This window comes from Schwartzia sp. (in: firmicutes) (assembly GCF_978017985.1).
In genome coordinates this window covers 1-20,756 of record NZ_CDXDFU010000165.1, presented here as the reverse complement: position 1 = coordinate 20,756, position 20,756 = coordinate 1, and the positions used below count along the sequence as shown (strand labels likewise).

Sequence of the window (20,756 nt, the reverse complement as noted above, 5' to 3'; positions counted from 1 at the left end):
GCGGTATCTCGACGCTGCCGACCGCCTTCATGCGCTTCTTGCCCTCCTTTTGTTTTTCTAGCAGCTTACGTTTGCGCGATATATCGCCGCCGTAACATTTAGCCAGGACGTCCTTGCGGAATGCCCGGACGTTTTCACGCGCAATGATTTTGCTTCCGACCGCCGCCTGAATCGGAATCTCAAACATCTGCTTCGGGATAATTTCCTTGAGCTTCGCCGCAAGCTGACGTCCACGGTAAGCCGCGTGATCCGCGAAGACAATTGTTGAAAGAGCATCGACGGGCTCTCCGTTAAGGAGGATGTCGAGTTTCACGAGCTTCGCCGGCTGATAGTCGGCCAGCTCATAGTCCAGCGATGCGTATCCACGTGTTGTTGACTTCAATATATCAAAGTAATCGTAAATGATTTCACTCAGAGGAATATGGTACGTCAGCATGACGCGGTTAACATCAAGATAATCCATGCTCTTGTACTCACCGCGCTTATCCTGCGATACCTGCATGACAGCACCGACGTAATCGTTCGGCACGATGACTGTTGCCTTTACAAAAGGTTCTTCCATAAAATCTATTTCCTGCGGAGTCGGAAGCTTTGCCGGGTTGTCCACGGCAATCATCGTTCCGTCCGTCTTATGGACATGGTAGATAACGCTTGGAGCTGTTGTGATAAGCTTCAGCTTATACTCGCGTTCCAAACGTTCCTGAATAACATCCATATGAAGAAGTCCCAAAAATCCGCAGCGGAATCCAAAGCCCAGCGCCAGCGATGTCTCAGGCTCGAAAACAAGGGCCGCATCATTCAGCTGAAGCTTTTCAAGAGCATCCTTGAGGCTGTCATAATCCGCGCTGTCCACAGGATAAAGGCCGCAGTAAACCATAGGCGTAACACCGCGGTAGCCCGGCAGAGGTTCTGCTGTTGGATTTTCCTCCGTCGTAATGGTATCGCCCACACGCACGTCACGCACATTTTTCAGGCTTCCTGCCACATATCCTACATCGCCGGATGCAAGCTGCGGCACCTCAACAGGAGCAGGACGGAAGCAGCCTACCTCCGTAACGTCAAACACCTTGCCCGTCGCCATCATCTTGAGCTTGGTGCCCTTTTTCATTTTTCCGTCCATAAGACGGACATGGGCGATAACGCCCTTATACGCATCAAAATAAGAATCGAAGATAAGAGCTTTAAGCGGTGCATCGTCATCACCCTGCGGTGCAGGAATACGCTCTACAATTGCTTCCAGTATATCCTCGATACCGATACCTGTCTTTGCAGATGCGAGAATAGCATCTGAAGCGTCAAGTCCGATTACATCTTCAATTTCTTTTTTCACTTTTTCCGGGTCCGCGCTGGGCAGATCCACTTTGTTTATAACAGGAATAATTTCCAGGTCGTGCTCGAGCGCCATGTAAACATTTGCAAGCGTCTGAGCCTCAACGCCCTGCGTCGCGTCAACAACAAGCAGCGCGCCCTCGCAGGCAGCAAGACTTCGTGAAACCTCGTATGTAAAGTCGACATGACCCGGTGTATCGATAAGATTCAGCTCGTATGTCTCGCCGTTCTTTGCTTTATAATTGAGGCGTACAGTCTGCGCCTTTATTGTGATGCCTCGTTCGCGTTCAAGGTCCATGGAGTCAAGGACCTGCGCCTCCATTTCGCGCTCTGAAAGCGTCCCCGTATTCTCAATCAGACGGTCGGCCAGTGTGGACTTTCCGTGGTCGATATGCGCTATGATTGAAAAGTTGCGGATATTTTTAGTCTGCATGTAATTCTATTTCCCCTTTTGTTTCTTCTGTAACAAGTACGCAAAAATCATCACGTCATTACATTAGTATATCATAGGCTTTTCATTGAGTTCAAATTCTCCATGCAAAAACAGCATCCTGCTTCAAGGGGATGAAACAGAATGCTGTTTGATTGAATTATTTTTTCTTTTTGTCCGATTTCTTATCTGATTTCTTATCTGATTTTTTATTTGTGTCGGCTTTGAGATCCGGATTTTCCGACGGAATTTCCTGGAATGTCTGCAGACCGAGACGATATACTACCGTATGCGCGTCTGTCAGGTCAGGATTGTCGATAAGCTCAACGGCAAAATTACCGCCAAGCTGTCCGCGGAAGAATGTGCGGATTGTCTGTGTATCAGAATGAAGCGTACCGTCGACTTTGCCGTCTCCATTTTCATCAACTTCCCAATCCTTTGCGGTAACAGCGTAAAGACCGAGCTTTCCGTCACCAAGGACATCAGCAAGACGGACAAACTCATACGGCACCGTCTTCATAAGATTGTTGAGATATGCCTGTTGCTCAGCTTCGGATTTCTGTGCCAGATCCTTCGGCAGAGTGCTGTCATCGAATGCTTTGCACTGAATTACCCAGGCATTTTTGATGTCGTAGCCTTCGCTTTCAAAAACCAGGACCTCACCGTATGCCTCTTCATCAAGCATGCTGGCAGGAATAACCGCATCCGGCTTTTTCGGGCAGATAATGGAAAAACCGAAACGGCTGCTCGTATACTGATAGCCCTGCTGCTTATACATCTCAAGTGCCTCTTCAGGAGAAAGCATTTTGTTAGCTTCTGCATTTTCTTCCGCAGCTGCAGGTGCTTCCTCTGCGAATGCGGCCGTAGGAGCTGCCAGCGTAAATGCCGTCATTCCGGCTGCAAATGTCATCAGTACAGTTTTTTTCAAATTCATAGGATAACCTCCTCAAATTTTTATCTTCTTGCCTGACTTTCTGTATTATATCAACCTGATATTGTATTTTATCTGAAAACTTATCCTTTTTTCAATGCCCTGCAAAGCATATACAGGGCCTCATCAGCAGCTGCTTCCTTAATTTCATATCTTGTCCCTGTGAACCGGAACTCGTGCACTACGGTTTCATCAGCGGAAGCAATCCCGATATAGACAAGTCCCAGAGGTTTTTCTTCCGAAATCCCCGGCCCGGCGTTTCCTGTGACGCTCAACGCATAATCCGCTCCCAGCTTTTTGCGCGCGCCTTCTGCCATTTCCGCGGCAGTTTCCTTCGACACAGCCCCAACCGCTGCAAGTGTCTCACGTCTGACACCAAGTACCTCTGCCTTGACTTCGTCCGTATATGAGACAACCGCCCCTTTAACGTAGGCAGAGCTTCCCGGCACGTCCGTAAGACGGCTTGTAAGAAGTCCTCCCGTACAGGATTCCGCGCAGGCTACTGTTTTTTTATTGGACGCAAGAAGCTCCCCGGCAGCGCTCTCAGGAAGTTTTTCACCGTGGACTGGCATAGTCATTTCTTTTCTCCCACAGGTTCGCCTACAACATCATAGGTAAAGCCCTGAATGACACGTACACGTACAACATCCCCCGGCTGACTGTCCGTGTCACCTTCTATATAGACCTGACCGTCGACCTCAGGCGCTTCGCGGTAAGAACGTCCAACTGCAATCGTCGGCTGTTCTTCGTCCCTGCCTTCAACAAGTACATCAAGCTCTTTGCCTTCAAGCGACTGATTGATTTCCTCGGAAATTTTGCTCTGAATGCTCATCAACTCGTGATAGCGCTCCTGCATAACCTCCTCAGGAACCTGTCCTTCCATGCTGTACGCAGGCGTATCCTCTTCACGGGAATACGTGAAGATTCCTACCTTATCAAAACGCTGCTCCATAAGGAATTTGCGAAGCGTCTGATAATGCGCGTCCGTTTCTCCCGGAAAGCCCACAATAAAGGTAGAGCGGACCGTAACTCCCGGAATTCGTTCACGGATTTTCTTAAGAAGATTTTCTATGGATTCGCGCGTATCCGCACGGTGCATACGGCGCAGGATAGCATCATGCGCATGCTGCAGAGGCAGATCCACGTATTTCGCAATCTTCGGCTCAGATGCAATAACATCAATGAGCTCATCGGTAAAGAACCGCGGGTATGAATAAAGCGTGCGTATCCACTTGATTCCGTCAATCTTACAAAGCTCCTTCAAAAGCTCAGCAAGGCGCGGCTTTTTATAAAGGTCGCGGCCGTAGTTCGTCGTATCCTGCGCAATGAGGTTGATTTCCTTAACCCCATCTGCCGCAAGGCGTTTTACTTCCTCGACGATATCCTCAAACTTACGGCTGCGGTAGTGACCGCGAACCATCGGAATTGCACAGAATGCGCAGTTGTTGTCACAGCCCTCTGCAATCTTGACATAAGCCGTATATGTAGGCGTTGTCATAATGCGTGGCATACGGGCATCATATATGATTTCGGACTCCCCTGCGATAACAACGCGGTTTCCCTTCATTGTTTCATCAACAGCTTCCATTATGCGCTGCCATGCACCTGTACCGATAATAGCATCGGCCTCAGGCATTTCATCCAGCAGCTGCTGTCCATAACGCTGTCCGAGACAGCCTGCCACAATAAGCGAGCGGCAGCGGCCGCTGTTTTTATAATCAGCCATATTAAGGACGGTAGTAATAGACTCTTCCTTTGCTGACTCGATAAAAGCACACGTATTTACTATAAGAACATCTGCTTCCGCCGGGTCGTTTGTGAGTTCAACTCCGTTCTTCTGAAGAATACCGAGCATTACCTCAGTATCTACTAGATTCTTGGCACAGCCAAGGCTGACAAATCCTGCTTTCAATTTCTTTCCTCCCATAATACTCTGAAGAGATTTCTTTATTTGAAAAGCTACCTCTCCATGGCGAAGGCAGTGCCACCGCCGTAAAACGTTGCAAAAGGGAAATCTTTGCCCGCATCAGAGCAAAAAACTCCCTTCATTATTGAAACCGTATCTCTTTAAGCCATCGGTCCAGAAAAGTCTTACGCTGGGCCGGCGTATATTCCGGCTGCTTATCAAACAGCACAAGATTTTTGCCTGCAAGCATTTTATACGCAAGTGTTCCCTGATTTGTCGGAACATAAAACTGACTCTCACGCTGCAGCGCCAGCTGTGTTTCATCTGTGAGAAGCCAGTTCATAAATGCGCGCGCCTCAGGGCTCTTCTCGTTAAGAAGCCCCATACCTGTCAAAAGATAGGGTGCTCCGTCAGACGGATATACTATCTTTAGCGGATAGCCCTGATTGATATAGCGCAGTGTCTCGCTCTGAACGGCAATAGAGAGATCCACCTCTCCCATTCCGGCCATACGTACCGGAGTCGAAAGATACTTCACATACTGCACAACTTTAGGGTGCATTTCAGAGAGTATATGAAATGTCTCTGCTTCTCCATATTCAGAAACAAGCGTGAACATGACCTGCTGCGGAGCGTCAGCCGCCATAAAATCCGTCATCCCGAGACGTATTCCGGGATACTCCGCCACTTCCTTCCAGGTTGATGGAATACGTGGAAGTGTTGCGAGATAATCGCTGTTAACACAGAAAACAATGGGGTCATACCAAATACCGACCCATGCTTCATTATCAGATTTCAAAGAATCCGGTACCGAATCGGCCTCCTCGGACTCATAAGGAACAAACGCCCCATCTGCTGCAGCAGTCTCCAGCACCTGTCGGCTTGCAACAACAAGGTCTGCTCCCGGTTTTTTTGCTTCCTTTTTTAAGCGGTCAGAGAGATCCTCCGCGCTCATGGTATTGAAATTCACCCGTACGCGATAGCTTTTCTCGTATTCCTGCGCCAAAAGAGCTGCCTGCTCTGCAGGTATCGTCGTGTAGACGGTAATAGCGTTTCCCGCATTCGGTCCGGTTTTATCTGCAAATGTTCCCAGATATACCGTACCCAATACAGCCAAAAAAGCTGCAATAAACGCTGTCAAAAGGAGCGGTGTATATCTTCTCATACATGTTCTCCTAACAAAAGGCGGGCCACATCAGCGGCCCGCCTGTGAGGTTCTTACTAAGCCCCGGCAAACGCCAAAAGCATCACTCGCTGTGGCGCAGCCAAGTCGGAATATCAATAGTCGTCATATTCGGCAGAACCGGCTGCTGCGGCTGAGGCTGCATATTCTGCGGAGCCATAGGCTGCTGCACGGCCTGCTGTACCGGCTGCTGCATCATCGGCTGTGCCGTCTGACGCGCCGGAACACCGACAACATCATCCGCCTCGTCAAAGCGTGTTGCAATGACAGTAACACGGACAGTATCTCCAAGCGTATCATCAATAGCAGCACCGAAAATGATTTCAGCATCTACATGCGCTGCTTCCTGAATCGTTGTCATAGCTTCATTGACATCGAAAATGCTGAGCTTCTCAGATGCACCGGTAACATTCAGCAGAATGCCGCGCGAGCCCTGAATGGATTCCTCAAGCAGCGGCGATGCAATTGCATTCTGTGCCGCGAGTACCGCAGCATTTTCTCCGGTGCCCTCGCCGATTCCCATAAGGGCAGAGCCTGCATCAGACATAATCGTCTTAACGTCAGCAAAGTCGAGGTTAATGAGACCGTCGACCGCAATGAGGTCAGAAATACCCTGCACGCCCTGATGAAGAACATTATCCGCAATACGGAATGCTTCCATCATCGGTGTCTTTTTATCAACAATCTGCAGAAGCTGATCATTCGGAATCGTAATAATCGTGTCAACGTGCTGTTTGAGATTTGCGATACCGCCTTCCGCATTCATCATACGGCGGCGCCCCTCAAACTTAAACGGTTTGGTTACAACGGCAACCGCCAGCGCACCGCACTCACGAGCACACTGAGCCACTACCGGAGCAGCACCGGTACCTGTACCGCCGCCCATGCCTGCTGTAACAAAAACCATATCCGCGCCTGTCAGAGCATCGAGGATATCATCACGGCTTTCCTCGGCCGCTTTGCCTCCGACCTCCGGCTTTGCGCCGGCGCCAAGACCGCGCGTAAGCTTCTCGCCTATCTGTATGCGCTTAGGCGCAAGAGAGTGGAGAAGTGCCTGTGCATCTGTATTAACTGCTATAAATTCGACGCCTTTAAGCCCCGAGGAAATCATGCGGTCGATTGCGTTTCCGCCGCCGCCGCCTACACCTACTACTTTTATTTTAGCTACGTCGTTTCGTGCTGTATCGTCCAATTCTATCACGATATTGCCCTCCCAGCATAAGGTTCGCTATGATATACGTATTTATTTTATCATCTATTGACCCTTTTATCCACAAAAATTTAGCAGAAATCAATGCTTCTTCAAAAAATAACGACGGATAATCGCGAGATTCTGGAATATGCGGAAGCCGAAGGTCAGAAGCGCAACATAATACAAATCTATGCTCAGATGGTCTCCGACATACACAAGAAACGCGGCAAGAAGCGCGTTAGTGAAAAAACCTGAAATAAAAATCGTATTATCAAATTTATCCTCAAGCACTGAACGGTATCCGCCGAAAACCGAATCAAGGCACGCAAGCAGCGCTACAGAAAAGAGCTTCGAATATGCCACAGGAATAATAATCGGGCAGAACGCGCCCAGCAAAAGGCCCACCAGGAGCCCGCCGATTGCAGTAATCACTGGCTGCCACCTCCCACCGGTTTTGCATACTGAAACTGTGTTGTCCCCTTATATGCAGGTACTTCTACATTTTCGGAGGTCTGTATTTCCAGCTGGATTCCCCAGACTGCCAATGTCTCCATGACGCCTCCGCGCATTTTGAGGGAATTTTCCAATGTAGCCGCATCGCCTATAGCGTGAATTTCATATGGCGGAGCAGAACGTACATTATTAACCGAAAGAGTCGGTCCCGCGCAGCGGATTTCAGACGAAGCGGTAAGACGCTGTCCATTGATTGAAATTACCTCCGCGCCTGCTGCGCGAAGCTCGTTTATTACACGGAGAAGGTCATCATCATGTATTATATAGAGATTCTGATTGTCTCCGGCCTTGGATTTTATTTTGCTGTCATCAATCGTTACAATGACCCCGGGACCTTCCATCGCCACAAGACCTGCTCGCTCGCGCATGTTTTCTGCAGCTCTGTGCCCGGCAGGATTTTTTGCCTCGCCATTTTCAACTGCCGCTTCAAGGGCAGCAATTTTTTCCTGCAGCTTGTCGCGTTCTCTTTCCGCATCAAGCAGACGTGATGATAATTCCTCAAGACGCTGATACGGCAGCGATGCCTTCTGGTCCATTGAAATGCGAAACTGCAGTGCAATCATAAATCCCAGCACTGCGCAGACCAACGCTATTGAAATGTGGCCCTTTTTAAATCTATGCATGATTGTCTTCCTTTACTGCTGACGAAACTTAACAAACGGCTTTGAAAAGCTCAGGTCTATATATTCCATCTGATGCTTTGTTACGCGGAGCTCTTCCAAAAAATCCTGTGTAAGCTTCGCTTTCTTTTCGAGATCCTTGAGTTTCCCGACACGTACCTCCACTGTATTAGTCGTATAAGCAATGACGTGCGACGGGTCGGCCAGATTGACCGCAGTAAGCCCTGAAAGCGCATTCTCGCTTATCTCTGACAGATAAGCAAGCGTATCAAGCACAACAGGTTCCTTTACGTGATCTCCTATATAGAGGTTTTGGATTTTTATGCCCTCAAGAAACGGTATCGTCTGAAAATGCTTGTTCTTATACGCATTTAATACCATACCCTGACGGTCAAGGTCAAGATATCCGTATTCGCAGGCGATATTCGCAACAGGACGCCGTTCCTCTACTTCAATAAAAAGTCCGTTAGGAAAAACGCGGCGGACAGATGCTTTTTCTATGCGAAGGTCCTTGATAAGCGTTTTTGATGCCGTGGCAGTTTCGACCTCCAGAAGGTGCTGCCCCTTTCGTACTCCGGCTATGCGGCAGATATCTTCCGTCGAAACATATTTATTCCCCGCAACGGCAATAGAATTCACCTTAAAGAACGGAAGGTAGAAAACGGCTGCCGCGCAGGCTGCACAGACCGCGATGAACATCAGTGCCTGCAAAAGCCAGCGGCCTTTTCGTTTTTTTGCTCCAGCGTTCGGCCTGCCGACAGTATCAGGAGCTTCGAAATTCTGAGAGAGCACGGCCCGTTCCTCTTCCGTCAGCTCCATATCGTCCCGGTTCATCTTTTCCGCCCCCCTCCAAAATTTTTCGGCAAGTTATTTTTTCAGTGCCATCATGACGAGTTTTTCGCAAAGGTCCGCAAAGGACATTCCCATTACTCTTGCCGCATCAGGCACGAGTGATGTTGCCGTCATTCCCGGCACGGTATTTATATCTATTACATACGGATTTCCGTCCTCGGAAATCATCATGTCAAAACGCGCGACTCCGCGGCAACCGCAGGCCCTGAAGCATGCAATGGCCGCAGCTTCCGCTTTTTTTGCGGCATCTCCTGAAATACGCGCAGGAATAATATGCTCGGAAGCGCCCTTTGTGTACTTGCTTTCGTAGTCGTAGCGTCCTGATGCTGTCGTAATCTCAATGATAGGCAGAATCGTCTGCTCTGTATCGTCCCCAAGTACCGCAACGGTTATTTCTTTACCGCTGATGAATTCTTCTACAAGAATATCATCACCATAGCTGAATGCCTCTTCTATCGCATCGTCGAGAGCTTCCGCCTTTTCAACAATTACAACTCCGATACTTGATCCCTGTGCGGCTGCCTTTACAACCACAGGGAGTGAAAATTCCTCTAAAATTTCAGCAGTGAGATTGCGGCTGCGGTCAATAGCACGGTACATATGGGCACGCGGAGTAGGAACACCCTCCCCGAGCATAAAACGCTTGGCTGCGTTTTTATCCATTGTAACTGCGGACGCAAGAACCCCCGAACCCGTGTAAGGAATTCCCAGAAGCTCCAGCACAGCCTGTATTCTGCCGTCTTCTCCATAGGAACCGTGAATGGCATTGAAAACCAAATCCGCTCCGCTCGATTTTATCTGCTCGACAAAATTAACCGGCTCAAATTCAAGTCCTTCCGCATTAATGCCCTTAGATGCCAATGCCTCCAGCACTGCTGCTCCTGTCCTGCGTGAAACCTCAGCCTCTGAGGACGGTCCTCCCATTACAACGACTACCTTCTGCTCCATATGTATCCCCTTATTTCTTGAGAAGCTCCGCGAGCTCCTCTCCTGTTTTCCAAATATCACCGGCGCCCATAGTGATTATCAGGTCGCCCGGCTGCGCAATAGACTGAAGATACGGTGCTATGTCCGCACGTTTTTCGATATAAGATACCTTCTGCCCTGTTGCTTTGATTACCTCAGTAAAAATAGTTTCTCCCGAAATGCCCGGAATCTTTTCTTCTCCTGCCGAATATATATCCGTCAGCAGCAGCAGATCTGCTCCCTCAAATGCAGCTCCGAATTCCTTCGCAAGAAGCTTCGTGCGGGAATAACGGTGCGGCTGGAACGCGCAGATAAGACGTTTCGGCTCCGTCTGGCGCGCAGCACGTATAGTTGTCGCAATCTCCGTCGGATGATGCGCGTAATCGTCTACAATCCATACATCATTTACGCGTGCTTTTGTTTCAAAACGGCGTTTTGCGCCGTGAAAATCCTCAAGACCTTTTGCCGCCTGCTCAACGGTAAGTCCGCAGACAATACCCGCCGTAACCGCAGCAAGCGCATTAAGTACGTTATGCCGTCCCGGAACATGCAGTGTGACACGGCCAAGCTTTTCTCCGCCTTTAACAACATCAAAGGAAGTACCTGCACCCTGCGCGGTAATATTTTCCGCGCGGTAATCGGCTTCATGATCAATAGCATACGAAATAATATAGCGGTCTGTCTGTGCCGCAATGTTGCGGATATTTTCATTATCGAAGCAGACAATGGCACATCCCTTTTCCTTGTCCACATTTTCAATGAACTCTTTGAAGGCTTTTCTGATATTGTCCATCGTACCGTAATGGTCCAGATGGTCATCCTCTACGTTGGTTACAACCGCAATCGTCGGATAAAGCTTCAGGAAAGAACCGTCGCTCTCATCAGCTTCGGAGACGAGCCAGCCGCCCTTTTCGCCAAGGCATGCATTGCCCTCGAGGTAATCGACCTCTCCTCCGATTACAATAGTCGGATTGACTCCGCCCTTCTTCAATATAATACCTGTCATTGAAGTCGTTGTAGTCTTTCCGTGCGCTCCCGCAACAGCGATACCCTTTGATGAATTTACAAGAGCCGCGTTTATATCAGAGCGGTGCAGCTTTTTGATGCCAAGTGCCTTTGCCGCAACGACCTCAGGATTGTTATCCGGGATTGCCGACGACACAACAATAGCATCGACTCCTGTCACATTTTCGGCCTTATGTCCAAAAACAACCTTCGCTCCATGCGCCATAAGCTTTTGCGCTATTGGCGAATCCTTAAGATCTGAGCCTGAAACCTCATAGCCCTGCTCAACAAGGATATGAGCCAGTGCGCTCATACCCGCGCCGCCTATTCCTATGAAATGAATTTTATGAATTCCCTGAAGCATTGCTGCTACTCCTCTCTTATCTGTTCGTAAGCGCCAGAATCATCGAAGCTATTTCATCGGCTGCCTGAGGCCGTCCGAGCCTGCGGCTCGCCTCAGCCATCAGCCTGAGCTTTTCATCTTCGGTCAAAAGCTCTTCAAGTACGGAAATCAGTCTCTCTTCAGTAAGCTCACGATCAAGAATCATACGCGCCGCTCCCGCCTGTTCAATGGCACGTGCGTTATGCTCCTGATGATTTGCCGCCGCATACGGATACGGAATCAGTATGGACGGAATTCCCCTTGCCGTAAGCTCCGCGATACCGATAGCCCCGGCGCGAAAAACGGCAAGGTCCGTGCAGGCCATTGCCTGCGGCATATTATAAAGATACGGCTTAACGAAAAGGTTTCCCGCTTTTTCAAGATCGATATTGGCCGCGCGTATCCCCTGCATAGTTTCATCATACCCGACTGAACCCGTAACATGAAGTATCTGCACATGAGGATGCCCGGCATAACGGCGCAGAACCCCTATCATGGCTCGATTTATACTGCGCGCGCCGCGGCTGCCTCCGGATACAAGAACAGTCTTTTTTGAAGGGTCAAGACCGAAAGCTTCTATACCGGCCTCACGGCCTGCCTCCATTACCTCACGGCGAATCGGATTTCCTGTGAAAACAACCTTGTCCTTCGGGAAATATGGCTCTGCTTCCTTTGTTCCTATAGCAATTTTAGAAACGAATCTGGAAAGCAGCTTGTTCGTTATACCCGGAACAACATTCTGCTCCTGAATCAGGGACGGCACTCCCATAAGACTTGCCGCCAGAAGAATCGGCCCGCATACGTATCCCCCGGTACCTACAGCGGCATCAGGGCGAAAACGGCGCACTATGCCCATCGCCTTCAAAACTCCGCCGAAAGCCTTAGCTCCGCGGATAATATTTTCAGGTGAAAGGCTGCGCTTGAATCCTCGGATATTTACCGTTTCGAACGGCAGTCCTTCCTTTGGAATTATATCGGCTTCAAGCCCGTCCTCAGTCCCCACATAAAGGAACTCCGCATCGGGAACCTGTCTCTGAATAGCCCGAATAAGCGTGACGGCAGGATAAATATGTCCTCCGGTACCGCCGCCGGATACGATAATACGCAAAATAAAAACTCCAATACTGCTTATTTCATATAATAATTACTTAATCAGCTGACGTACAAGATCTTTGAATACACGCCCGCGTTCTTCAAAGCCCGAGAACATATCAAAGCTTGCGCATGCAGGAGAGAGCAGAACTGTCTGCGGCGGACGTGCAATCTTATGCGCTATATCCACCGCTTTTTCCATGGAATACCCTGCTTCATAGATTTTTCCTGATTCAAAACCGTTTGCGATAGCCGCTTCCTTGAAACGTGCTGCCGCATCTCCGACCAGGATAAGAGCATCGCAGTTTTTCTTAACCAGCTGCATGAACTCCGTAAGGTCGGTCATTTTATCGTCGCCTCCGGCAATAAGCACAACATGGCCTTCCGGGAAGCTCTCAAGTGCCTTGATGGAGGAATCTGTATTCGTTGCCTTTGAGTCATTGAAATACATGACATCATCGACTGCATCAACCGGCTCAATACGGTGCTCCACGCCTTCAAAATTGCGCAGAACCTCCGCCATACGCTCAGGCTTTGCCCCGGCAAGGAAAGCAACGGCGCATGCAGCCAGAGCATTCTCAACGTTGTGTCCGCCTTTGATTTTAAGCTCTTTAACCGGAAGAATTTTATGAGTCTCACCGTTCCAGCGCATAACCAGAGTACCATCCTCAACGAAGGCACCTTGCTCAAGCTTTTCAAGACGGCTGAAGAAACACACAGTTGAAGAAGCTCTGTCAGCCATAGATCTGGTTGGTTCATTATCATAGTTAAGAACTAAAAAGTCGTCCTTTGTCTGCTGCGCGAAGATTTTCTCCTTCATCTGCTGATAGACCTCAAGCGAGCCATGACGTACCACATGGTCAGGGGTAACATTAAGAATAGCGGCCGCCTTCGGGTGGAAATGCTCTGTTGCTTCAAGCTGATAGCTGGAGATTTCAGCAACGGTGCAGCCGTTCTTTCCTGCACGCATGACTTCTTCACAGAAGGGAACACCTATATTTCCACCGACACCGACAACAGGATATACCGTCTCCATTAAAAGACCGAGCAGTGTTGTTGTAGTCGTCTTGCCGTTCGTTCCCGTAACAGCATAGATTGGCGCTTCAGCAAGTTCATAGGCAAATTCAATTTCGCTCTCCACGCGTATACCGCGTTTATACGCAGCCTGAATGAGAGGAATTTTGACAGGAACAGCCGGAGACACCAAAACGCGCGTTACGCCGTCAAGCAGTGCCTCTGTCTGAGGTCCAAGCTCGAGATTTACTCCAAGCTTTTCAAGCTCAGTCAGATCAAAACTGATTTCTTCTCTCTTTTTCGCATCGCTTAAGGAAACCTCAGCTCCGAAGCCCTTGAGCATTTTGGCAGCAGCTATACCGCTTATGCCTGCGCCTACGACCAGTACCCGTTCTTTCTTCCAATCCATATTAAAAGACTCCTTCATTTATCAATGTACAGAAAGTATGAAAAGTGCCAGAACACTGCAGACAGCTCCGGCAAACCAGAATACATGAACGACTTTCGTTTCGGGCCAGCCCTTCAGCTCAAAATGATGATGAAGAGGGCTCATAAGGAAAACACGCTTTCCCGTGGTCTGAAATGAAATGACCTGAATAATTACCGAAAGCGCCTCCGCGACGAATACGCCGCCAATCAATACAAGAAGCAGTTCTGTTTTCGTGAGAATAGCCGCAGCAGCCACGGCTCCTCCGAGAGCAAGCGACCCTGTATCTCCCATGAACACCTTCGCAGGATGTGCATTGAACCGCAAAAAACCGACACACGCTGCCGTAACAGCCGCACAGAAGGCAGCAAGCTCCACCTTGCCAAACCACATGCATACGACTGCATAAGCCGCAGCAGCCACGGCAACAGTACCTGCGGCAAGTCCGTCAAGACCATCTGTAAGGTTAACGGCATTTGTCGTGCCGACAAGTACAAAAAACACCAGAACATAGTACCCAATGCTCAAATCAACTGTGTGCGAGACGAATGGAATCCAAAGATCCGTCGTCATTCCAAGCCAGTTCGTTCCTATATAAGTTACTACGACAGCCATAATAATCTGACCCGCAAGCTTCTGCTTCGCTTTGAGTCCAAGATTGCGTTTTTTTACAACCTTAATATAGTCATCAACAAAGCCTATAACCGCATGTCCGAGCATGACAAAAACTGCCAGCAGTACAGCCGTGTTTCCTCCGCTCGTCAAAAGCGATGCCGCCGTAACAGCCGCCACAATCATGAGACCTCCCATGGTAGGCGTTCCGCTTTTCTTCTGATGGCTTTTCGGGCCTTCATCTCTGATACTCTGTCCGAATTTCAGCTTATGGAGCTTCGGTATAACAAAAGGCCCCATGATAAGAACAATGACGAGTGAGAATGCCGCAGCCTGCAGCAGCGTACTCAATTCCATGAAAAAAACAATCTCCTTCCGGCAGGGATAATGCCATGCACTAAAAAATTATTCATCAAATAACAAAGTAATATTATAACGCCATAGTTCAAATTTTGCTACAAGCAAAATATTCCTCTTTGCGTTTCAACGAGGCAAGATATTTTTGCCGACCAGTATTTATCTCGACAAACGCCACAAGTATATAAAAATCTTGTGCCGAGTTATAACGCCATAGTTCAAATTTTGCCATAAGCAAAATTTTTCACAAAAGCTCTATGATTTTATCCATCTGCATTCCATGGGACCCTTTGAAAAGAACCGTGTCTCCGGGCTGCAGTATTTTTTTGAGGACATCCGCAGCTTCCTCGTGTGTCCTGCAGCGATAAACATCTTTTAATCCCATCTTCTCCGCGCCGTTGGCAATTTCTTCTCCCATTTCTCCGCGTGTCACAAGAGCGCATATACCTGCAGCCTGCGCCTTTTCTCCGACTCTTCGGTGTGATTCAACGGCGATATCACCAAGCTCAAGCATATCTCCGAGCACCGCAATCTTTCTTCCGGGGGCGACCTCCGCCAGAGTAGCAAAAGCTGCCTCCATCGATGCGGGGCTTGCGTTATACGCGTCGTTAATTATGGTATAGTCACCGTGTTTTTCACACTCAAAGCGCTGTTTTGTCATATCAGGATTTGCAAGTCCTTTCGCCATGACCTCAGGCTTGATTCCCAGTGAATATCCTACAGCCAGAGCAGCAAGCGCATTCATTACATTATGACGCCCTGCCATGGGAATACTGCATTTGACACGTTCTCTGCCTTCGAACACAGCGGTAAAGCTCTGTGAAAGCCCTTCTGTTCTTACGTCCTCTGCCCGCACGTCCGAATCTTTTTCCATACCGAAGGTAATTACACGCACTCCCGGAGCCGCTTTTTCCGCCATAGCTGCGGTATATGGATTGTCCGCATTGATTACGGCAGTTCCTCCCGGAGCAATGGCTTCAACCATTTCCCCTTTTGCTTTGGCGATATTTTCCATGGAGCCCAAAAGCTCCATATGCGTTTCTCCCACATTCACAACGACACCTATGGACGGTTCAGCCACAGGAGCCAACGCGGCAATCTGCCCGAGTCCACGCATTCCGATTTCAACGACAGCTGCGCGGTGTTCCTCCCGAAGCTGGAGGAGTGTCATGGGAAGTCCGATTTCATTATTGAAGTTTGCTGCAGTCTTGAGCACCGGGAACGCTGCCCCGAGGACTGCCGCCGTCAGATCCTTTGTCGTAGTCTTTCCGTTGGAGCCTGTTATAGCGACAACCGGTATATCAAAATGTCTGCGCCATGCATGAGCCAGCTTCTGATATGCCTCAAGCGTGTCAGGAACACAGAAAACTGCCGCCTGCACCTCATCAATAATCTCTTTTTTGCAGGAATCACTCACAATCACACCGGCAGCGCCCTTTTTAGCCGCTTCCGCCGCGAAATCCTCGCCGTTGAAACGCTCTCCGCGAAGCGCGACAAAAAGCGAACCTTCTTTTATTTTTCTTGTATCTGTAGTTACATCCGTAAACACGGTATTTTCACCGTGTGCAAGCTTTGCGCCTGTGGCTTCAAGCACCTCTGCGGAAGTAAATTTTACCATCAGACAATACCTCCCAATGCCTCACGGGCTACCTCACGGTCATCAAAGTGAATGGTTTCATTTTTCAAAATCTGGTAATTCTCATGCCCTTTTCCGGCAATTACAACCGTGTCTCCCGCCTGTGCCATTGCGATTGCAACAAAAATAGCCTCATGTCGGTCCTGTATTTTCTCATAAGGTTTTACGCCGATTTTTTCCTCAACACCCTTCATGACATCTTCAAGAATAGCAGCAGGATCCTCTGTACGCGGATTATCCGAGGTTGCAATTACCGCATCCGAAAGCTCCGCGGCAATCCTGCCCATAATCGGACGTTTTGTTTTATCCCGGTCTCCTCCGCAGCCAAATACGGTAATAATTTTCCTTTCCGTTATCTGACGCGCCGTGCGGAGAATATTCTCCAATCCGTCCGGAGTATGCGCGTAATCAACAACTACCGCAAAGGGCTGTCCGCAGTCAACAAGCTCAAAGCGTCCCGGCACTCCCATAAAATTCTGGAGAGCCTGCTCAATTGCAGCCGTCGGAATAGCTTCCGCCATGGCAGCGCCCACTGCGCCCAAAACGTTGTAAATATTGAACATTCCTGTAATATGCAGGTTCAGCTTAATGCGTCCGAAGCCGCCCTGTACCGCAAATGAAGCTCCAGTCTGGCGTACCTTGACCTCAACCGCACGGAGCTTCGCTTCTTCCGACTCTACAGCGTAGGTAATCTTGTCACAGGCAGCATGCTCCAGCATATATTCTCCTGCCGGGTCGTCGATATTTACAACAGCCGTCTTTCCCGGCTTTATGCCTTCTCCCAGCATTTCAAAAAGCTTGGCCTTTGCCGCGCGATAGTTTTCCATTGTTTTGTGATAATCAAGATGATCCTGTGTAAGGTTAGTAAATACCGCGGTGTCAAATTCACAGCCTGCAATACGGCCCTGGTCAAGCGCATGGGAAGAAACCTCCATTACTGCGTACTCCACGCCGTCCTCCACCATCCGGTAAAGAGTTCGCTGAAGGTCAACTACGTTAGGCGTCGTATTATGAACAGGCAGAATTTTATCCCCTATCATTATCTGAATCGTGCCGATAAGTCCGACCTTATGACCTGCCTGACGAAGTATTGCGCGGATAAGATAGCTTGTCGTCGTCTTTCCGTTAGTACCTGTAATACCAATCATGCGCAGACGCTGTCCCGGGTAATCAAAAAACGCAGGAACAATAACCTTAAGTGCCTCATCAAGGTTTGGAACGGTAAGCACCGCAACTCCTGCAGGAGCTCTTACACCCTTGCGCTCTGTAATAATTGCTGCTGCGCCCTTCTTTGCGACATCATCAATAAAGGTATGTCCGTCTACATGAGCGCCTTCCATGCAGACAAACATGGCGCCGCGTCCTGCCTGCCGTGAATCCTGTACTATATCAGTAATAAATGTATCAGCGTTTCCGAAGATCTCTGCTCCTTCAACAAGTGCTGCTAAATTTTTGAGTTTCTTTCTCATGTTTATCCCCTTCACTAAAAAACTTCAAAAAAATCTTCCATAACTATATAATTATAACGCCATTGTTCAAATTTTTCTTCTCAAAAGAAGAAAAATATTCTACTTAGCGTTTCAACGAGGCACATTTGCCGAGTTATAATGCCTTTAATCAAGGTTTGCCATAGGCAAACCTTCCTCTGCAGCATTTCAACGAGGCTGGAGATATGCCCACCGTCTGTTATTTGTCCCTGTCCCACCTACAGAGGCAGAGGCATCTTCTGCCGAGTTATAACGCAGTTGTTCAAATTTTACTTTTGAAAAAAGAAAAATCTTCCAATTAACGTTTCAACGAGGTGGGAGATATTCTCACCGCCTGTTAAAGTTTGTTTTCCACCACCTGTAGAGGCCGGGAACCTCTTCCACCGAGTTATAATGCTTTAAATCAAAGTTTGCCATGGCAAACTTTCCTCCGAGGTTTAAATCAGCAATAACAAAAGGGTGCCTTGAGGCACCCCCTTATACTTTCTCTTATTTTTCTGCCGCAAAGTAAACATCGCGCGGAACGCTCATCCCCAAGTCATTCGTTGCAATATTCTTGATACGCTCCGGAGACCGCATCTCGGCAATCTGCAGCTCAAGCTGCTTATTTTCCTTCTCAAGCTGTGCAGCCTGATTCTGAGTCTGCACGAGCTCATATCCGCGCGTAGCGCTTATGACGGTGCGCGACACGGAAACTGCCGCCGTAACGGCAAGCGCAAGCGCAATAACACCAATACGAAACCGCAGGTTGGAATTTATATGAGGACGGTTTTTCGGGGCACGTCTGGGAGCAGGCTTTATGGCAGGTCTTACGGCAGGCTGCTCTTCATAATAGTAGTCTTCCTGAAGTTGTCTGGCTGGCATTCCTATTTCCCCCTCCTACAGAGTCTGCAATGTTTTAAGCAGGTCTCCTGTCAAAGTTTTTCTGCAATCCGAAGCTTTGCGCTGCGGCTTCTCGGGTTCTCAGCCAATTCATCCTTCCCTGGCTTGATTGCTTTCCCGAGCTGTTTTATTTCAGGCTTATGGTTGCACATGCACACAGGAAGCTCCGGTGGGCAGATACAGCCCCGCGCCATTTCACGCAGTGTATTTTTTGCTATACGGTCTTCAAGCGAATGGAAGGTTATTATTGCAATCCTTCCTCCCGGCTTCAGATGCCGTACTGCTGTACGAAACGTATTCTCAAGAATTCCAAGCTCATCATTCACTGCAATCCGGACCGCCTGGAACACCCTTTTTGCAGGATGTCCTCCCGCTGCCCTTCTCACAGCCTTTGGAATCGCCCTGCATATTATATCTACAAGCTCCCCTGTAGTCTCAATACGCTTTTCGGCACGGGCCTCAGCTATGAACTGTGCAATACGCTTTGACCAGCGTTCCTCACCGTACTCATGAAATATACGGTTCAGTTCTTCCTCGTCCCAATCGTTTACGATATCCTCAGCAGTAAGAAGTCCGTTTGGGTCCATCCGCATATCAAGGGGCGCATCCTGCATGTAGGAAAACCCCCTGTCCGCATCATCTATCTGATGCGAGGATACCCCCAGGTCGAACAGAACCCCGTCAACCAAAGGGGCATCCTGTGCCTTAAGGATCGCATCAAGATTGCGGAAATTGTCATGGACTATATCAACACGGCACCGGCTTCCCGCGAGATGTTTTCCCGCTGCCTCGATAGCCTCGGCATCCTGATCAATACCGATGATACGCCCATTTTCTGTCAGCTGTTCGGCGATACGGCCCGAATGGCCCGCTCCGCCCAAAGTGCAGTCTACATAAATACCGCTGCGGTCTGTTATAAGTCCGCGGATGGTCTCCTCCGGCATCACGCTTACATGATGAAACTCCATCGAAGCCCCTCCTTAGATTCCCAGATCCGCCAAGGTCGCTGCCATCTGCTCCACAGAGGTGGAAATGGAATCGTTGTAGCTTGTCCACTCGTCCTTGCTCCATACCTCAATGCGGTTGATGACACCGTTAAGCACTACATCTTTTTTCAATTTCGCATGCTGGCGAAGATTGCTTGGAATAAGGAAACGCCCCTGACGGTCGCATTCCAGCTGCCGCGCTCCCGAAAGGAAGTAACGTACGATAGCGCGTGCCTCAGGATTCGTCGTCGGCAGAGCCATAAGTTTTTTCGAAAACTTATCCCATTCTTCTTCCCCGTATACGAAAAGACAGGTATCAAGTCCACGCGTGATGACGAAATGCTCTCCCAAGTCTGCCCGGAACTCTGCCGGCAGAATGACACGGCCTTTCGCGTCAACTGTATGCGCGTGTTCACCCATTAACATTCCATCATCACCACCTTTCAACCTTTACAACCACATTTTACCACTTTTCCCCACTTTTATCCTCTTTCTTTTTCATTTCTCCCACCCCATTTGCACGAGCGTATGTTCTAAAGGGCTGATTTTTTGCATAATTTAGGGATTATTTTCCTATTTGTTCACAGTTTCATGTATATTTAGACGTATTCTGCCCCACAGAATCACACACAAGATTTTTGTATCAAAAAAAAATCCAACACAATATCATGTGTTGGATTTTTCAAACGCAGTAAATTTGAGAAAAATAAAAACTGTGGCAGCCATAAATCTGCCACAGTTTTCTAGGATTAATTATTCATTTTTTTATTTTCGCCGAATTTCGGTGGCGAAATGTGGTTCAGCTCTTTATCCACCCCAGCCGTTCAAACACAGGAACGTACTGCAGACGCTCAAGGAATGAGCGGTATGTATCCTCCGTGTGGAAAATCGGCACACGCTCCAGAGCATAGAGATTGCTTGCCCTGTCTACATTTCCGTACTTGATGGTAAAAG

General features: G+C 48.8%; 19 protein-coding genes and 1 pseudogene. All 20 read right to left on the bottom strand.

Features of this window, described 5'->3' with window-relative positions; translation table 11 throughout:
• A partial coding sequence (gene lepA / locus ACY69O_RS07430; RefSeq protein ID WP_462332834.1) for a translation elongation factor 4 occupies positions 1 to 1,762 on the bottom strand: 1,762 nt, incomplete at its 3' end.
• A gap of 157 nt (positions 1,763 to 1,919) precedes the next feature.
• The gene (locus ACY69O_RS07425) at positions 1,920 to 2,693 is read right to left on the bottom strand and encodes a hypothetical protein (protein ID WP_462332833.1); all 774 of its coding nucleotides are present in this window, start codon (positions 2,691 to 2,693) and stop codon (positions 1,920 to 1,922) included.
• Positions 2,694 to 2,773: 80 nt separating this feature from the next.
• A complete protein-coding gene (locus ACY69O_RS07420) occupies positions 2,774 to 3,262 on the bottom strand; it encodes a CinA family protein (protein ID WP_462332835.1) in 489 nt (162 codons plus the stop codon).
• 2 nt (positions 3,263 to 3,264) lie between these two features.
• Positions 3,265 to 4,602, bottom strand: a complete 1,338-nt coding sequence (gene rimO / locus ACY69O_RS07415) for a 30S ribosomal protein S12 methylthiotransferase RimO (protein WP_462332832.1) — start codon at positions 4,600 to 4,602, stop codon at positions 3,265 to 3,267.
• A gap of 136 nt (positions 4,603 to 4,738) precedes the next feature.
• Positions 4,739 to 5,761 (bottom strand): ABC transporter substrate-binding protein, encoded by a 1,023-nt coding sequence (locus ACY69O_RS07410; protein WP_462332831.1) that lies wholly within the window; start codon positions 5,759 to 5,761, stop codon positions 4,739 to 4,741.
• An 82-nt stretch (positions 5,762 to 5,843) separates the two neighbouring features.
• The gene (gene ftsZ, locus ACY69O_RS07405; RefSeq protein ID WP_462332830.1) at positions 5,844 to 6,980 is read right to left on the bottom strand and encodes a cell division protein FtsZ; all 1,137 of its coding nucleotides are present in this window, start codon (positions 6,978 to 6,980) and stop codon (positions 5,844 to 5,846) included.
• Positions 6,981 to 7,070: 90 nt separating this feature from the next.
• Positions 7,071 to 7,403: a small basic family protein gene (locus tag ACY69O_RS07400; protein ID WP_462332829.1), complete on the bottom strand. Its 333-nt coding sequence runs from the start codon at positions 7,401 to 7,403 to the stop codon at positions 7,071 to 7,073.
• Entirely contained in the window at positions 7,400 to 8,107 is a 708-nt protein-coding gene (locus ACY69O_RS07395; protein ID WP_462332828.1) for a DUF881 domain-containing protein, read from the bottom strand. Before ACY69O_RS07395 ends, ACY69O_RS07400 begins: the two co-directional genes overlap by 4 nt.
• Before the next feature lie 12 nt (positions 8,108 to 8,119).
• Positions 8,120 to 8,938, bottom strand: a complete 819-nt coding sequence (locus tag ACY69O_RS07390; RefSeq protein WP_462332827.1) for a cell division protein FtsQ/DivIB — start codon at positions 8,936 to 8,938, stop codon at positions 8,120 to 8,122.
• 33 nt (positions 8,939 to 8,971) lie between these two features.
• The gene (locus tag ACY69O_RS07385; RefSeq protein ID WP_462332826.1) at positions 8,972 to 9,904 is read right to left on the bottom strand and encodes a D-alanine--D-alanine ligase family protein; all 933 of its coding nucleotides are present in this window, start codon (positions 9,902 to 9,904) and stop codon (positions 8,972 to 8,974) included.
• Between the two features lie 10 nt (positions 9,905 to 9,914).
• Positions 9,915 to 11,291: a UDP-N-acetylmuramate--L-alanine ligase gene (gene murC, locus ACY69O_RS07380; RefSeq protein WP_462332825.1), complete on the bottom strand. Its 1,377-nt coding sequence runs from the start codon at positions 11,289 to 11,291 to the stop codon at positions 9,915 to 9,917.
• A gap of 16 nt (positions 11,292 to 11,307) precedes the next feature.
• Positions 11,308 to 12,417, bottom strand: a complete 1,110-nt coding sequence (gene murG / locus ACY69O_RS07375) for an undecaprenyldiphospho-muramoylpentapeptide beta-N-acetylglucosaminyltransferase (RefSeq protein ID WP_462332824.1) — start codon at positions 12,415 to 12,417, stop codon at positions 11,308 to 11,310.
• A gap of 36 nt (positions 12,418 to 12,453) precedes the next feature.
• On the bottom strand, positions 12,454 to 13,824 hold the full coding sequence (murD, locus tag ACY69O_RS07370; protein WP_462332823.1) for a UDP-N-acetylmuramoyl-L-alanine--D-glutamate ligase: 1,371 nt from the start codon (positions 13,822 to 13,824) through the stop codon (positions 12,454 to 12,456).
• Between the two features lie 21 nt (positions 13,825 to 13,845).
• Positions 13,846 to 14,811 (bottom strand): phospho-N-acetylmuramoyl-pentapeptide-transferase, encoded by a 966-nt coding sequence (gene mraY, locus ACY69O_RS07365; RefSeq protein WP_462332822.1) that lies wholly within the window; start codon positions 14,809 to 14,811, stop codon positions 13,846 to 13,848.
• A 244-nt stretch (positions 14,812 to 15,055) separates the two neighbouring features.
• Positions 15,056 to 16,429: a UDP-N-acetylmuramoyl-tripeptide--D-alanyl-D-alanine ligase gene (locus ACY69O_RS07360; protein ID WP_462332821.1), complete on the bottom strand. Its 1,374-nt coding sequence runs from the start codon at positions 16,427 to 16,429 to the stop codon at positions 15,056 to 15,058.
• Positions 16,429 to 17,916, bottom strand: a complete 1,488-nt coding sequence (locus tag ACY69O_RS07355) for a UDP-N-acetylmuramoyl-L-alanyl-D-glutamate--2,6-diaminopimelate ligase (RefSeq protein WP_462332820.1) — start codon at positions 17,914 to 17,916, stop codon at positions 16,429 to 16,431. The genes ACY69O_RS07360 and ACY69O_RS07355 overlap by 1 nt, the downstream gene beginning before the upstream one ends.
• 507 nt (positions 17,917 to 18,423) lie before the next feature.
• Positions 18,424 to 18,798 carry a septum formation initiator family protein gene (locus tag ACY69O_RS07350; RefSeq protein ID WP_462332819.1) on the bottom strand — a complete coding sequence of 125 codons (375 nt, stop codon included), beginning with the start codon at positions 18,796 to 18,798 and terminating at the stop codon, positions 18,424 to 18,426.
• Positions 18,799 to 18,848: 50 nt separating this feature from the next.
• On the bottom strand, positions 18,849 to 19,784 hold the full coding sequence (gene rsmH, locus ACY69O_RS07345; protein WP_462332818.1) for a 16S rRNA (cytosine(1402)-N(4))-methyltransferase RsmH: 936 nt from the start codon (positions 19,782 to 19,784) through the stop codon (positions 18,849 to 18,851).
• A 12-nt stretch (positions 19,785 to 19,796) separates the two neighbouring features.
• Positions 19,797 to 20,228: a division/cell wall cluster transcriptional repressor MraZ gene (gene mraZ / locus ACY69O_RS07340; RefSeq protein WP_462332817.1), complete on the bottom strand. Its 432-nt coding sequence runs from the start codon at positions 20,226 to 20,228 to the stop codon at positions 19,797 to 19,799.
• Between the two features lie 373 nt (positions 20,229 to 20,601).
• Positions 20,602 to 20,756, bottom strand: a pseudogene (locus ACY69O_RS07335) (polysaccharide deacetylase family protein); the annotation flags it as partial.

What these genes read in the sequence shown, in the direction of transcription:
- murD (WP_462332823.1), bottom strand. Translation starts at nt 13,824, where the DNA reads ATGGATTGGAAGAAAGAACGGGTACTGGTCGTAGGCGCAGGCATAAGC.
- ACY69O_RS07410 (WP_462332831.1), bottom strand. Translation starts at nt 5,761, where the DNA reads ATGAGAAGATATACACCGCTCCTTTTGACAGCGTTTATTGCAGCTTTT.
- murC (WP_462332825.1), bottom strand. Translation starts at nt 11,291, where the DNA reads ATGCTTCAGGGAATTCATAAAATTCATTTCATAGGAATAGGCGGCGCG.
- ACY69O_RS07350 (WP_462332819.1), bottom strand. Translation starts at nt 18,798, where the DNA reads ATGCCAGCCAGACAACTTCAGGAAGACTACTATTATGAAGAGCAGCCT.
- rsmH (WP_462332818.1), bottom strand. Translation starts at nt 19,784, where the DNA reads ATGGAGTTTCATCATGTAAGCGTGATGCCGGAGGAGACCATCCGCGGA.
- mraZ (WP_462332817.1), bottom strand. Translation starts at nt 20,228, where the DNA reads ATGTTAATGGGTGAACACGCGCATACAGTTGACGCGAAAGGCCGTGTC.
- ACY69O_RS07395 (WP_462332828.1), bottom strand. Translation starts at nt 8,107, where the DNA reads ATGCATAGATTTAAAAAGGGCCACATTTCAATAGCGTTGGTCTGCGCA.
- ACY69O_RS07425 (WP_462332833.1), bottom strand. Translation starts at nt 2,693, where the DNA reads ATGAATTTGAAAAAAACTGTACTGATGACATTTGCAGCCGGAATGACG.
- ACY69O_RS07355 (WP_462332820.1), bottom strand. Translation starts at nt 17,916, where the DNA reads ATGAGAAAGAAACTCAAAAATTTAGCAGCACTTGTTGAAGGAGCAGAG.
- ACY69O_RS07385 (WP_462332826.1), bottom strand. Translation starts at nt 9,904, where the DNA reads ATGGAGCAGAAGGTAGTCGTTGTAATGGGAGGACCGTCCTCAGAGGCT.
- mraY (WP_462332822.1), bottom strand. Translation starts at nt 14,811, where the DNA reads ATGGAATTGAGTACGCTGCTGCAGGCTGCGGCATTCTCACTCGTCATT.
- ACY69O_RS07420 (WP_462332835.1), bottom strand. Translation starts at nt 3,262, where the DNA reads ATGCCAGTCCACGGTGAAAAACTTCCTGAGAGCGCTGCCGGGGAGCTT.
- ACY69O_RS07360 (WP_462332821.1), bottom strand. Translation starts at nt 16,429, where the DNA reads ATGGTAAAATTTACTTCCGCAGAGGTGCTTGAAGCCACAGGCGCAAAG.
- ACY69O_RS07390 (WP_462332827.1), bottom strand. Translation starts at nt 8,938, where the DNA reads ATGAACCGGGACGATATGGAGCTGACGGAAGAGGAACGGGCCGTGCTC.